10 protein-coding genes are annotated in these 13,751 nt (G+C 45.4%); 1 reads left to right on the top strand and 9 read right to left on the bottom strand.

What is annotated here, in order from left to right; genetic code table 11:
* Window positions 1-299 precede the first annotated feature (299 nt).
* Complete coding sequence (locus tag AZI86_RS18080) at window positions 300-923, bottom strand: hypothetical protein (protein ID WP_061836696.1); 624 nt, start codon at window positions 921-923, stop codon at window positions 300-302.
* Window positions 924-1,179: 256 nt separating this feature from the next.
* Between AZI86_RS18080 and AZI86_RS18075 the strand changes: the two genes are divergently transcribed.
* Complete coding sequence (locus tag AZI86_RS18075; protein ID WP_061836695.1) at window positions 1,180-1,950, top strand: heparin lyase I family protein; 771 nt, start codon at window positions 1,180-1,182, stop codon at window positions 1,948-1,950.
* 7 nt (window positions 1,951-1,957) lie between these two features.
* Here the strand turns inward: AZI86_RS18075 and ppdK are convergent, their stop codons facing one another.
* From ppdK to AZI86_RS18035, 8 genes are all read right to left on the bottom strand, one after another.
* Complete coding sequence (gene ppdK / locus AZI86_RS18070) at window positions 1,958-4,666, bottom strand: pyruvate, phosphate dikinase (protein WP_061836694.1); 2,709 nt, start codon at window positions 4,664-4,666, stop codon at window positions 1,958-1,960.
* A gap of 165 nt (window positions 4,667-4,831) precedes the next feature.
* Window positions 4,832-5,869, bottom strand: a complete 1,038-nt coding sequence (locus AZI86_RS18065) for a vWA domain-containing protein (RefSeq protein WP_061836693.1) — start codon at window positions 5,867-5,869, stop codon at window positions 4,832-4,834.
* Between the two features lie 3 nt (window positions 5,870-5,872).
* Window positions 5,873-7,468 carry a tetratricopeptide repeat protein gene (locus tag AZI86_RS18060; protein WP_061836692.1) on the bottom strand — a complete coding sequence of 532 codons (1,596 nt, stop codon included), beginning with the start codon at window positions 7,466-7,468 and terminating at the stop codon, window positions 5,873-5,875.
* Window positions 7,465-8,190 carry an outer membrane beta-barrel domain-containing protein gene (locus AZI86_RS18055; RefSeq protein WP_061836691.1) on the bottom strand — a complete coding sequence of 242 codons (726 nt, stop codon included), beginning with the start codon at window positions 8,188-8,190 and terminating at the stop codon, window positions 7,465-7,467. The genes AZI86_RS18060 and AZI86_RS18055 overlap by 4 nt, the downstream gene beginning before the upstream one ends.
* Window positions 8,187-9,341: a hypothetical protein gene (locus tag AZI86_RS18050; RefSeq protein ID WP_061836690.1), complete on the bottom strand. Its 1,155-nt coding sequence runs from the start codon at window positions 9,339-9,341 to the stop codon at window positions 8,187-8,189. The genes AZI86_RS18055 and AZI86_RS18050 overlap by 4 nt, the downstream gene beginning before the upstream one ends.
* A gap of 3 nt (window positions 9,342-9,344) precedes the next feature.
* Window positions 9,345-10,478 (bottom strand): AgmX/PglI C-terminal domain-containing protein, encoded by a 1,134-nt coding sequence (locus AZI86_RS18045; protein ID WP_061836689.1) that lies wholly within the window; start codon window positions 10,476-10,478, stop codon window positions 9,345-9,347.
* Window positions 10,475-10,732 carry a hypothetical protein gene (locus AZI86_RS18040; RefSeq protein ID WP_253716014.1) on the bottom strand — a complete coding sequence of 86 codons (258 nt, stop codon included), beginning with the start codon at window positions 10,730-10,732 and terminating at the stop codon, window positions 10,475-10,477. Before AZI86_RS18040 ends, AZI86_RS18045 begins: the two co-directional genes overlap by 4 nt.
* Window positions 10,732-13,716 carry a tetratricopeptide repeat protein gene (locus AZI86_RS18035; RefSeq protein WP_061836687.1) on the bottom strand — a complete coding sequence of 995 codons (2,985 nt, stop codon included), beginning with the start codon at window positions 13,714-13,716 and terminating at the stop codon, window positions 10,732-10,734. The genes AZI86_RS18040 and AZI86_RS18035 overlap by 1 nt, the downstream gene beginning before the upstream one ends.
* Between the last annotated feature and the right edge of the window lie 35 nt (window positions 13,717-13,751).

Genomic DNA, 13,751 nt, shown 5'->3' with positions numbered 1-13,751 from the left:
CTTGCTTTATTTCGACCCTGCCGAAATAACGTCTTTCGCTTGCGCAGCCTGCGCCTCACCCGTCCTTGGTCTAGCTAGACAAAAGCCCATTTCACTGTCCAAGGAGTCCGAGACTATGTCAACTGTAGGGTCTAAAAAGAAGTACAGAAGCTTAAAAAGAAGGCAAAGTTTCGAGCGTATTTATTGCGACGCGTTTGAGATGTGACGCGTTTGCTTAGGGGATGAGCATTTCAAAAATATAAACGGCGCACCTTTCTGGGGTACGCCGAGTATTTAAATGGGAAGTGAACGATCGGAAATTATTGGCAGTAAACGCCTGAAGTACCGTATTGCATCTGGCTCAGAGTCATACCAGAGCAATTCATTTGAGTGACTTGTTGATAACCGTAGTTCGCATAAGAGATCTGACCACAAGTCATCGTTGGAGTACAAAGAACTGGTGTTCCACCTGCGCCGTACATAAGACCGCTGCAAGTTTGCGCATAACCGTTATTATAGTTGTAACCAGAACCGTATTGGCTTTGGCAAGTTGTGCCGTAACCAGTACCGTAACCCGTTGTCGCACAATAAGTAGAGCTTACTTGAGTTTGTACACCGTTAGTAATTTGGTAACACATATTACCGATCAATTGATAGTTAGGGTAACTAGCGCAGTAAGTTTGGTTCGTCATAGTGTAAGCACCACCACCAACTTGGTAACATTGTCCGTTGGCCCAGCCGTAACCAGCAGTCGCTACTGATTGGCAAGAACTCAATGGAGTTGTTGTTCCGTTATATAGACATTGTCCATTTGATAGGACGTATCCACTTGTGTTTGCTGAACCACCGCCGTTATCGCTTTTTCCGCAGTTTGCTAAAACTAAGGTCATTGCAATCAACGACATCGCCTTAAAGATTTTATAGATCGTAGTATATGTTTTCATAATTTCACTTCCTTTATACCTATTCCCTAAAGCAAGAGCGTTGCCAACCCTCATGGCATACCCGAAAACCCAAGTGTTTCAAGGTATTAAGGCATTGTGGAGGGACTGTGTATGGGACTAAAACTGACTGTTCCGTTGACATTGCCGCAAATGGGCAGCCCCAAAAGTGTCACTGTGTTTGAAATATGTACCACTCTGAAACACGAGAAATTTCCAAAAGTTTCAATCTGCCGCTATTTCATTTAAAAAAGAGCCTATGAATTCCACGCTTTTAACTCTCCTTCTTACCACACTCTTTAGCGTCTCCGCTTTAGCTCTTGTGACGCCTCCGCCAAGCAAGCTCACCGATTGCTCTGCCAATGGTTGGTCTTTACGTCGTATTGGAGAGGGGGATGCATTGGCTTTCAAAGAGGTGGAAGAAAAGTGCGTGGCCCGCTTTCAAATCTCTCCACAAACAGCGCAAATTCACAATGGCTGGAGGGCCGAAATCGAAGACCCTTTGCGATTCGAACATGGCACCTTAGCGATCTATGAATTTTCGACTTATGTCCCCACGCAACTCAACGAGGGGGACATCCCCAATTTGGTGTTCGCTCAATGGCATGATAACAAGGCTCCCGGTGTGGCCGCGGAACGCCCGCCTTTTTCAATCCGCCTCAAAAACGGAAAATTCGTGCTCCCTCTTTTCAACGAAAACGTGATTCGCAAACAGGGCCTTAAAGGACCGGGACAAATCCTTTACGCTCAACCCGCCGTTTACGGGCAATGGACACGTTGGAAAGTTCGCGCTTTGTGGTCCGCTGACAACAAGGGCCGTATCGAAGTGTGGATGAATAATCGAAAAGTCGCGAATTATCGCGGCCCCGTCGGCTACCGTGCCGACAGCACCGCCCCTTATTTTAAGCTGGGAATTTATACGACAGAGTCCTTTTCTAGACCGTTATGGATTTACCACACAGACTATAAAAGGACTCACACCGGCGGCCACTCCACCCTTTCCGCACCTCGCGGTGTCGACCGACCGTAGGTGTAAGCTAGTGCAGTTTCTTACCCAGCAACGCCGCACGAGCGGCCGCAAGTCTGGCGATAGGCACTCGGAACGGTGAACAAGATACGTAATCAAGCCCCACACGGTGGAAGAACTCGATAGAATCTGGATCGCCACCATGCTCTCCGCACACGCCCACCTTCAGATGAGGTTTTGTGCGACGACCTAAATCCGTTCCCATTCTTACTAAGGAACCCACGCCTTGTTGGTCAATCGACATGAATGGATCTTTAGGTAGAATTCCCGTCGACACATACGTGCCCAAGAACCGGCCTGAGTCATCACGAGAAAGACCCAAGGTCGTTTGCGTTAGGTCATTCGTGCCAAAGCTAAAGAAGTCCGCGTATTCCGCAATGGAATCCGCCGTGATCGCGGCACGAGGAAGCTCGATCATCGTGCCTACTTGGTAATCAAATTTGATACCTTTTTCCGCTTGAACTTTTTTAACTTCATTCACCGTTAACACACGAAGAGTGTCGAGCTCTTTGTCTGTTGCAATCAATGGAATCATGATTTCTGGAATTAATTTTTTCCCTTCAGAAATCAATTGGCAAGCCGCTTCGGCGATCGCACGCACTTGCATAGCATAGATCTCCGGATAGGTGATCGCCAAACGGCAACCGCGGTGACCCAACATCGGATTAAACTCATGCAAAGATTTTACTTTCGAACGAAGACGTTCAAAGTCTGTCCCGATACGTTTTGCCAAATCCTTCGTTTCTTCATCCGTGTGAGGCACGAACTCATGAAGAGGTGGATCCAACAAACGAATTGTCACCGGCAAGCCGTCCATAATTTTAAACAACTGATAAAAGTCATCACGTTGCATTGGCAAGAGTTTCGCCAAAGCTCTTTCGCGCTCTGTTTTATTATCCGCGATAATCATTTCACGAACCGCATCGATACGATCCGGGCCAAAGAACATATGTTCGGTACGGCAAAGACCGATACCTTCCGCGCCAAAGTTGCGCGCGGTTTGCGCGTCTTTAGGCGTGTCGGCATTGGTGCGCACTTTTAATTTGCGAACGCCGTCGGCGATTTTCATGATACGTTCAAAAGTGCCTTCTAATTTAGGCTCAATCGTTTTGACTTCGCCTAAATAAACTTCACCCGTAGAACCGTCTAAAGTGATCACGTCACCTTTTTTAAGAACGTAACCTTTTACTTTCATCGTTTCGTTACGATAGTCGACATCAACATCACCACAACCGGCCACACAGCATTTACCCATACCGCGCGCAACAACCGCCGCATGCGATGTCATACCACCCCGTGAGGTCAAGATACCTTGAGCGGCAATCATACCCGCGATGTCTTCAGGAGACGTCTCTACCCGAACCAAGATAACTTTCTTACCTTGTTCTTTCCACTCAACGGCTTCTTCAGAGCTAAATACGATCTGGCCATTCACCCCACCCGGAGATGCAGGAAGACCTTTCGCTAAAACAGTTTTTTGCGCTTTGGGATCTAATGTTGGATGTAAAAGCTGATCTAAAGCCGAAGGCTCTAAACGCAAGATCGCTTCTTGTTCGGTGATCAATTTTTCATCGATCATGTCACACGCAATTTTTAATGCCGCCGCGGCTGTGCGTTTTCCATTACGAGTTTGCAGCATCCACAAAGTTCCTTTTTCAATGGTGAACTCGATGTCTTGCATATCGCGATAGTGAGCTTCTAATTTTTTATAAATCTCAACCAGTTGGTTGTAAGCATGAGGCAAAGCTTCTTCTAAAGACATCTGCCCTGAAGCTGCCGCCGCGATTTTGGTGATCGGCTGTGGCGTGCGGATTCCCGCAACCACGTCTTCACCTTGAGCGTTGATTAAGAACTCTCCATAGAATGCTTTTTCACCTGTGGACGGATTTCTAGTAAACGCCACACCCGTTGCTGAATCATCCCCCATGTTTCCAAAGACCATGGATTGAACATTCACCGCGGTTCCCCAGCTTGCCGGGATGCTGTGAAGTTCACGGTAAGTGATCGCACGCGGAGTATTCCAAGAACTGAACACGGCAGAAACCGCACCCCACAATTGTTCCCAAGGATCTGCCGGAAAAGATTGGCCCGTCATTTGATGAACGAGATCTTTGAATTTTTTTACTAAAATCTTCAAGTCATCAACGGTCATTTCTGTATCAAGCTTGTAGTGTTTTTCTTCTTTTAAATCTTCCAAGGTCACTTCAAGAAGGGATGAGTTCATACCCATCACAACATCCGAATACATCTGGATAAAGCGACGGTAAGAATCCCAAGCAAAGCGTGGGTTGTTGGAAGACTTCGCTAAGCCTTCCACCGTTTGATCATTTAAGCCAAGATTTAAAATGGTATCCATCATCCCGGGCATGGAAGCGCGTGCGCCGGAACGAACCGAAACTAAAAGTGGATCTTTCACATCACCAAATTTTTTGCCTATCTTGGCTTCCACTTTCGCCATCGCCGCTGTGACGGCCGGACGAACCCATTCAGGAAGTTTGCCACCTGCTTCAGAGTAGTGAGTACAGATTTCAGTAGAGATGGTGAATCCGGGGGGCACCGGAATTCCCAAAGAAGTCATCTCTGCAAGATTGGCCCCTTTTCCACCCAAGATGTTTTTCATTCCGGCATTGCCTTCGCTTTCGCCGGCGGCGAAGAAGTAGACGAATTTTTGCGGAATGGTTGTTTTTGGTTTTTCTTCAGTGCTCACGTTGGTCTGCATAAAGCCCTCGAAAGTGATATGATGTCTTTAAGACACATAAAACACTTCTAAGTGCTGAACATCAATTGAAATTCGTGGAGCTTCGCGATGAGTTAAATGCAAATAAAAAGGGCATAAATCTTTTGCTGATTGATGCCCTTTTTCTTTAATTTTATTGCGGATTTACTATTTCAGCTTCTCTTCGATCACTTTGAAATCGATTCTTAGCTGTGGGTTGCTTTGCGTCGTATCCCAGGGAATATCCCCCCCCAGGATGATAGAGTTGGACTTAGTTTCATAAGTCCAACCTGTTCCATAGGTATTTGGAATCTCTTGATTGCCGTAAAATACGCGGATTGTCGTTACATCCGGAGTCTTTTTCAAACGGATTGAGTTTGCGGTGCGCTGAACGATGTCCTTCGCAAAATCCGCAAGCTTGCGTCCGAATTTTTTATCACAAAGGCTGACCACGTTGGGCTGGTCTTGTCCATTCACCGGCGCACCATTGGTCACGCTGGCCAAGAATTGCTCTAACTTTTCATCCAAAGGTTCAACACCTTTTAAGCAAGAGTCCGCCTCTTTGAACTTACGAATAGCACCGTAAGCCAAGACTTTTTCTGGATTGATCTTTTTAGTTAACAAAAAGCTCAAGAAGTCCTTGCCACTGATTCCCGACTGTTCCGCCGCATCCGTGATAAAGATGATCGCCAAGAAGGCTCCTGGACGGTAAAAATCCTTATTATAAGTCGACTGGTTAGGTTCTGAAAGAGCCGCTCTCACGGGCGCAAACATCATCTCTGTCGCGCTGCCATCAGTGCCTAAGAGCATACGACTAGACAGTTTACGAACGGCTTCCGTCGTATTTTTATCCACAAAATTTGGAAAGCCCGCAAGTTTACCGTAACTGCCAACATCGTCTCGTGCGCTCATATCCGTGGAAACAACGCCGATATGATAGTCAAGCAAAGTGGCTCTGGAAATTTCAGTTGCAAAAAGACGCGTATTGCGTGCCACTTCTTTTTGCGCTCTATCCATACTGCCGGAATTATCGATCACAAATAAAATATCTACGCGCGGATCATACACAACAAAGTCACTTGGCTTTTCCGTGACCTCTTCTTGCTTGATAATCGCTTCGGCTTCTAACTTTGGAACTTCTTTTGCACAACCCAATAAAGTCAAAAACACTGCTGACGACAGCAGAACGGGACGAACAAAGTTCATAGACTACTCCTTAGCTACGCTTTTCGCGCAACCTTTTTTGACATCCACTTTGTAATTAGAAAGCTCGTCAAACCAAATTTCTTTATCGTTAGCAAAGCTCATCGCATACTTAGAGTTAGATCCTGTCGATCCTTTTTTTGATTCCCCGCCGTTAGCGTGTTTCAAAAACTTAGAGGCCGAATCCACTTGTTGAATCATTTCAACTTCGACGATGTGCAAACGTTGCATCACTTGTTTTGAATCTTCTAGTTCCGCTTTGGCTAATTCTTGAATACGCTGATATCCAGCACCTTCCGTCATTTGTGCACGGATCTGAACTTGGTTTTTCAAAGTTTCAAAGTGTCCTTGCAGGTTGCCGAAAGTTAAAGACTTCGCGTAAAGCTGCTCTGCCACTTCCGATTCTTTCGTCAAAAACTGCTTTCTTTTGACCAACAAAACCAAGACTTCATCGCGTGAGGCCTGGTTCGGCAAAATATGAGCGTCTTTACCAAGTTTAGAAATATCAACCGGACCCGAAGCGATTAGTTTCATCAAATTTGTCGCCGCTGGTTGATTTGGATCCGCTGTTAGCTTTTCCAAAGCAATCAAGTGATCCCCGAACTGAGTTTTGATCGACTTCATCGTTTTCAAAACTCCTGGGTAATCACAAACTTTAAGGCTGCTAAAAGAACCTAAAAGATACGACTCAATCCCAACCCATCCTTTAAAGTGCGGGTAAGTCAGAGTTTTTGTGATCGCCATCGCATTTTGAGGCTCACCTTTTCTCATGTAAGCCCAAGCCATTTCTTCTTGTGCTTGAAACCAATAATCTGATTTTTTAGAGATCTTTTCGTAGTATTTTAAAGAAGCATCCAAAAAGCCATTTTGATAAAGCAAACGTCCCGCCGTGATGGTCATAAGATCCATATCGATCGGGTTGTTTTTAGCTTTCATCAAATGAGCCAAAACTTGGGCGGCTTTAGCTGAATCCCCGCGAATTCCCAGATTCAAAACCAATTGCCATTGCAAAAGGTTGCGTTCTACTGAGTCTACCGGCGTTTTTTTGATCAACTCGGTCAAAGCAGGAATTTCTTCGTTCACATAACTTTTTTGCAGAACCACGGCCATTTCAGCCGCGACACCAAAAGTCTGTGTCCAGAAGGGATGCCAAGTTACTTGCGCCATTCCCCATACTGGGTCTTTGTCATTCAAGTTTTCTTTCCATAAGCTGATCACCGAGTTGTCGATTTTTTCAGGATCTTTGATCGCCAAAAGACCTTCAACACCCGTCAGTTTCAAACCATTTTTATAATTTAAAAAAGATTCTAAGGCTTTGCCCGTTTCAGTTTGAGCAAACGCCGATCCGGTGAAAGCGGCACTCCATTGAAAAAGGGCTTTTTCGTAATTTTTTTCAACTAAGAATTGAAAAAAGATGTTTTGTTCGGCCGATGAAGGATTCACCGCTTTTTTAAGCTTAGCGATTTCTTCACTTTCAACGAATTGCGCTGCTGGTGTCGCATTTTTTCCTTCAAGGATGCTCATCAAGTCATCCTCAGCGAAGGCCACATTTTGCAAACTTACCAGCAACGATACTGTGGTTAATGAATGGACTAACTTCATAAGATCCAACCCACCTGTAATGAGGCCACACCAGTTAACATGTCTTCGGTACGATCATAATATTGAGCCGAATATTGTTCAGCACGGTATTCAACTCGGGTCGTTAGGTTTGACCCCAACCAGAAACCCAAGCCCGCACCCAAAGTCGCCACCCCTGCATTGCTAGACGCCATAGGAGAATTAGAGCCTAATTCCATCGTGCCGTAACCCGCCGTGAAGTAAGTATCAAAGTGCGCTACACCCCAGCTGCCAAAGCTTAATTTACCTACGATGGGGTACCAGTTGATCAAGCCCAATAGTTCTGATTTTGGATAAATCACTTGCGGGAATAAGATACTCGGGTTTTCAGGATTACGCTCGGCTTCTTGAGCCGCTTCACGCACCATCGCCGTGCCTTCTGGAGTTAACTTGTTAATGCCATAGTTGTATTTCGCACCAATGCTCCAGTGAGGATTGATGTGATAGTGAGCATTAAAACCAATGTTATTCGTACGGTTGTATGCATCCCCACCAAATACGCTTGATCCCTCTAAAGAAGCTTCCACGCGGTTGGTGCGATTGATAAAGCGGTTCTGCACCACTTCATTTTGAACTTCCGGATTTAAAGCTTGGGCTTTTAAGTACAAAGCTTCATTGCCACCGAAAGAATCTAGTTCTTGTTCAACTTGGGCAAAGGCACTCACGCTTGAAAATAATGCTAAAAAAAGAACAACTGATTTCATGGTGTCACCGCCTTCAATACGCGAACGTTGATATAAATAGTTGAAGATAATTTTTGAGCCGAGCGAGGCATTTCGTTATCCACGGTCAAAGCCAGAGAATAATTTCTGATCATCGCGTTGGTGGCATCAAAGGTAGCCACGCAATTTAGTTGCGCCTTATTGCCGCTAGCCGACTTACAAACAATCGAACTGCCAGGAAGTTGTTTTTCAAGATCTCCCACAGATGAAAGCGTCAAAACTCCATTTCCTGCGGGTTCAAAAATTGAAAAAGGATAAACTGCCATCGTGCCCTGATTCATGTCCGGAAAAACATCCAAAGTCATACGTGCTTTTTGTAATTTTGCTTCGATATCAAATTCGTGTTTATACACCTCAGACATCATGCCAAACTTCGACAAAGCAAACATTTCAAAGCAGTATCTGCCACTCGGAAAATACTCAAATTTCGTTAGATCTAATTGCAAAGTGCCGGAAAAGTTTTTTCCAACATTTTCATCCTGAACAATGCTTTTAACTTTGATCAAATGAGCAATGGAATTGCTGAAGTTATCATCACAATTACGGAAATTCAAAGTCACATCGTTTTTATCGATGGCATCGACATCTTCCATCGCAAAAGTCAAAGTTGCATACTTTTCACCCGCAATAAAAGGCCCTTGAGAAGTAACGCTTTTAACCACTGGGGCATCGTATTCATTAACAACCAAGATCGGTACTGCTCGAGATGCCGACATCGCGACTTGGCACACCGGGCTTGCTTTCGTGACGACGGAAACATTCAAAACAAAAACGGCACTGGGTACGCCAATGATCGCTTCCTTATTTGGAACCCAAGTAAAGACGCCTTTTTCAGGATCAAACTTTGCTCCAGGGAAGTCTTTCATGTTGTCGACTTTAAGTTCAAGCTCCAAGCCATCAATCATGGTGCGACCTGCAACTTGGACTTTTACTTCATCGTTGACGCGGGCATTGATGTAAGAAGGAGCATCAACAAACAACGTCTCTACCGGACAGGCTTTAGGGCCTTCGGGCTTCGTGATCGGTGGATTGTTAGTTTTTACTTTTTCTGGAGCATTGGCCAATGGATCTTGGTTAAACTCACACGCTGTAAAAAACAGAACACTTGTTAGTACCGCTAAAAGAATTCTCATATGTTACCCCTGCCCTTGTCTGCGTAATACGAACGGATAAGTTACTTTTACGTCCACGCCCCCTTGAGGCAATGGAAACTTCCACGTTTTCAAACGCATTGTAATACAATCTTCAACACCTTTATTTGCCATCGATGAGCTTTCCACATTGGCCGTTTTAACTAAACCGTTACCGCCGATGGTGAAACCCATTGCCACGCGACCACTCAAATTGGGCGTGCCTTGCAATGCCTGTTCATAACAAAAACGAACTTGGCCGATATTGCGACGGATGACTTCATCAATCGCTGATTTATCAAGACCAGAAGCCACTTCCGCTTCAGCACCCAATGGCACTGGCGCTCCACCTGCTGAACCAACAAGTGAAAGACTGCCGTAACCCGCCTGACCGCCGCCTTTACCTTTAGTGCCGTAACCACCGCCACCGGCAACGTTACCTCCGGTACCTAAAGCCGCCGAGGTAATACCTTTTCCATAAAGTGACGTTTGCACACCACCGCTACCCGCATTGCCCCCAAGGCCGATACCCGCTGTGGTATTCACCGCACCTAAGTTCAAACCGCCTTTTTGTTTGCCAGAGCGAAGACTGCCTAAAGCGGCCAATGCACCGGAACGTTTTACCAGTTCCGCACGTTTTGTTGGCATCTTCGTCGCTGTTTGATCGGCCATCATATTTGTTGTTGGCGCGACGGTTTTACGACGTTGTTCTTTGGCTTGGACGATTTTTACGACTTCTTGCTTTAATTGCTCATCAATTTTTTGACTCTCGCGAGGCGCAAATTTTTGAATCGAAACAATCGTCAATAAAAATGCAAAAGCGAGCAAAATAGAGGCTCGTAAATCACGACGACCATCTTGTTTTACCGGGATGTCCGCCGGAACCGCCGAAATCTCTTTAACTACTTTTAAAGTGCCAAAGCTTCCCAGCGGCAATGATTTATTCATCATTTCGTCAAAGTCTAAGTCCGCGATCGTGGAGAATTTGATTTTGTCTTTTTCTAATGCCGATGTATCCGTCACGACCTCAAAGCGTTTAGTGTCAAAGCGCTGAATGACCTGCGCTTTTTTCGACGTCACCGGGATCTGGCGAGTCACGTTACCAAGATTGTCTTCAAAAATCAGTCTTAGGTTACTCATTTAGATTTAACCTCTCCCAATGTCGCAGATTGTTTCATGCGATCTTTGAAATCTGTGCGAACACCAATCAAGCTGTTTAAAACTTTGTCTTCTTCAACCGTGGTCACCGCTTCATCGCTGAAGTGGTATTGACCGCTGACCAAAAGATCTTCGAAGTTAACGTCTTGTTTTTTATCTTTTACAGGAGCTGCTTTTTCCGGCGCTGCATTCGCCACCGCGCCTAATAACACGAGCATCATCAATGCGTATTTCATTATTGCTTCTCCTTAGGTTCTGCACTTGTGTTCAAAGAGGCCAAACGACCTTCTAGATATTCCACCATGCTCTTACGTTGCGCTTTTCTTTCTAAAGCCAAAGCTTCTTCAAGCGCACTTTTCGCAAATGGATTTTGTTTTAAATTGGTGCGAGCTTTTTCAAGTTCGGCCAAGCTTGGTTTGCTGACAGCACCCACCGCTGTTTTGATATCCACGGAAGCCGTGGACCAAGCAGTTTTCTGAGCTTCCGGAGCAATCGCCGCCACCGCTTCAATTTCTTCCGCGATGTATTTAGCCCATTCCATATTATTTGCCGCAAAAGCTTTATAAGTATCTAAAGCTGTTCCTTGCGCCCAGAACTCTTTCACTTTCGTTTCAGCCATTGTCGCCGTACTTTGATTCGGCGACACTTGTTGAGACAAGATCGTTAAGTATTCACTTTCTTGTTCAGGCGTCAGACCCGCTGGCATTGGTAAAGCCAAGGCTTCGTTATAAAAACGCATATTTTCTTTAGCCACTAAATCCAAGGCTAACAATTGCGAAGCCCAGTCACCCGCGGCAATCGCGCGATTTGCTAAGCCATCGGCTTTTTCTAACAACACCACTCGTGCTTTTAAGCTTTTGCCGATCGTGTTTTGGTTTTTAGTATCTAAGTTATGACTTGCAAGCTGAGTTCCTAAGGTTTTTACGTCACCCATTAAAAGGATCTTGTCGATCATCACAAACGCATCACCCTTGGCAGAACCTTTTTCTTTCGCGATTCTTTCTAAGACTTTGCGGTCATTGGTACGACCGTAAACTTCAAGACCGGCGCGAGCAAAAAGACCGGCGTTGTTTTTGAAGTAAGGTTTGTAGGTATCAAGGTCTTTCACCGGGTTTTTAGACAAACGAATTAACTGCATTGCGATCAATGCTTTTTTCTCGTCGTCTTTAGATTGGCGAAGATATTGATTGTAATAAGTTTGAGGATCTTTATCCGCAAGCTCTGAATACATCGCCAGCTTCAACATTCTTTCTTCTTGGGAAAGAGTGCTGAATTTCATTTGCTCTGCCGCTTTTAAAGCCGTGGCAAAATCAAGCTCAAGTTCGGCAAACCAAACCTTGCGACCTAAAGCGAACTCTTTTTCTTCCGCCGTCAAAGTCGGTTCACGCAAAAGATCTTCGGTTGCCACGCGAGCTTCGGTGATCTTATTTAGTTTTTCATTCAAGATGATTTTATTCTTTAAATAAACTTTGCGATCTTCCGGTGTCGCCCCCGCCGCATTAAACGACATCATCGTCGCCAAGGCTTGATCTGGTTGAGAATCCGCCAGCTTCGCCGTTTGGTTTAAGATGGATTTTTGTTGAATGTGTTGGAAGTCCGTTTTTTTCTCGGCAAACTTGCCCGCGTATTCTGAAGACCAGGCTTGCAAACGCGCATCGTCTTTTAACAACGCTAAAGCATCTAAAGAAAGTTCGGCTGCTTGTATTTGGATCTGACGAGACCCTTTTGAAGACATCGCCAAGTTTTTCAACTGATCCGCGGCCTTCACGTAATCACCTTTTTGGTAAATCGCATAAGTGCGCTGATACTGAACATCAAATGCTTTTTCTTTTGCAATCGACATCGTCAGGTAATCATCTTGTGCTGATGCCAAAAGTTTTTCGTCCTTGGCTTTTTCCGCATTTTCGATACCCAAAAGAAGATTTTTTTCTAATTTTTCGCTTTGAGATTTTTTCGCTGCGGTATCTGTTTCGGCATTATATTTCGCTAAGATCACTTTGTTCGCTAAAGCAGTCCACTCGACGGCTTGTGGATATTGACCGGCCGTAGCTGCGGCCTGCGAGCCCCATACATACATATCTTCGTCATTGGCGAAAACTTTGAAGTATTCGGTATAAGCATTTAAAAGCTCGGGGCTTGCTTTAGAACTTTCAAGGCGATTCCAACCAACAACAAACTGACGAAGACCTTTGGCTGATTCTTCGCAAGATTCAACCGTACAGTCCGTCGCACCCCAAAGGCTTAAACCTGTTTGGTAAGCTTTATTGGCAGCAGCATTGTTTTTCAAATCAAAGTTTAGTTGCGCGATACGTACTTGCGCCTCCAAGCGGCCTTTAGGATCTGCTTGGCGTTGGTAGACAAAATCCCAGACCTTTAAAGCTTGTTCTTTTTGTCCTAAACGCAAACCTTCACGCGCTAGCGTTGTCACTTGCTGAATTTTTGCCTGCTCTGGCGTCAAAGAATACAAGACATCGGCGTCAGAATTTTGGATTCCACGCGCGGCCATGATAGTCGCCGTGTCTTGCGAAACTTCGATTAAGAAGGAAGTATCTGCAACTCCGCGAGAAGAGGCCATACGCGATTGTAATTTTGGATTTTTAAGAATTTCTTGTAATTGCGTGATCGCAGATTCCATATTTCCCATACGGAACGCACACCATGCCTTACGATAAGCCGCCAACCCTTGCGAGCTAGCACCTTCCGTTGCCAAAACTTTGGCGTAAAGGTCTTGCGCTTTTTGGAAATCATTTTTACGGAAAGCCATTTCCGCCAGGCTTAAATTCGCCTCAGCCATCTCTGCTGGAGAAGAGGATGAACCCAACATCGCTAAATAGCTTTTTTCAGCTAAATCAGCTTTACCTTGAAGCTCATAAAGATGACCCATTTGCAGTTGCACCTTGGCGATCGACGTCGGCGGCACCTTCGTCAATGCTTCGCTGTAAAAGCTCAATGCTTTTTCACGGTCTTTATCACCCGCTTTACACACGGTGCATCCGTCATTTAATTCTTTCATTGAAAGTTGGCGCGCACGTTCGGCGTGTAAATCGGCCAAGCGCAAAAGCACACCGGCTCTGGCAGGGTCTGCCGGAGCCAAGCCCAGTTGCACTTGAGTTAATTTTTGAATTAATAGGTCTTGGGTGGTCTCTGAAGTTTGCGCGTAAGCAACCCCCGCTGTCGCCATCGTGGCTGTTGCAGATAAGATCAAAATCCCTTTTTTCATCGTGAGCCCCCTCGCCCCTTCAGAAAGCCGGTGCC

This window comes from Bdellovibrio bacteriovorus, assembly GCF_001592735.1.
GTDB lineage: Bacteria > Bdellovibrionota > Bdellovibrionia > Bdellovibrionales > Bdellovibrionaceae > Bdellovibrio > Bdellovibrio bacteriovorus_D.
Note: the sequence above shows the minus strand (reverse complement) of the source record. Positions and strands in the feature narration are given on the sequence as shown.

What these genes read in the sequence shown, in the direction of transcription:
- AZI86_RS18045 (WP_061836689.1), bottom strand. Translation starts at nt 10,478, where the DNA reads ATGAGTAACCTAAGACTGATTTTTGAAGACAATCTTGGTAACGTGACT.
- AZI86_RS18050 (WP_061836690.1), bottom strand. Translation starts at nt 9,341, where the DNA reads ATGAGAATTCTTTTAGCGGTACTAACAAGTGTTCTGTTTTTTACAGCG.
- AZI86_RS18060 (WP_061836692.1), bottom strand. Translation starts at nt 7,468, where the DNA reads ATGAAGTTAGTCCATTCATTAACCACAGTATCGTTGCTGGTAAGTTTG.
- AZI86_RS18075 (WP_061836695.1), top strand. Translation starts at nt 1,180, where the DNA reads ATGAATTCCACGCTTTTAACTCTCCTTCTTACCACACTCTTTAGCGTC.
- AZI86_RS18055 (WP_061836691.1), bottom strand. Translation starts at nt 8,190, where the DNA reads ATGAAATCAGTTGTTCTTTTTTTAGCATTATTTTCAAGCGTGAGTGCC.
- AZI86_RS18035 (WP_061836687.1), bottom strand. Translation starts at nt 13,716, where the DNA reads ATGAAAAAAGGGATTTTGATCTTATCTGCAACAGCCACGATGGCGACA.
- AZI86_RS18065 (WP_061836693.1), bottom strand. Translation starts at nt 5,869, where the DNA reads ATGAACTTTGTTCGTCCCGTTCTGCTGTCGTCAGCAGTGTTTTTGACT.
- AZI86_RS18040 (WP_253716014.1), bottom strand. Translation starts at nt 10,732, where the DNA reads ATGAAATACGCATTGATGATGCTCGTGTTATTAGGCGCGGTGGCGAAT.
- ppdK (WP_061836694.1), bottom strand. Translation starts at nt 4,666, where the DNA reads ATGCAGACCAACGTGAGCACTGAAGAAAAACCAAAAACAACCATTCCG.
- AZI86_RS18080 (WP_061836696.1), bottom strand. Translation starts at nt 923, where the DNA reads ATGAAAACATATACTACGATCTATAAAATCTTTAAGGCGATGTCGTTG.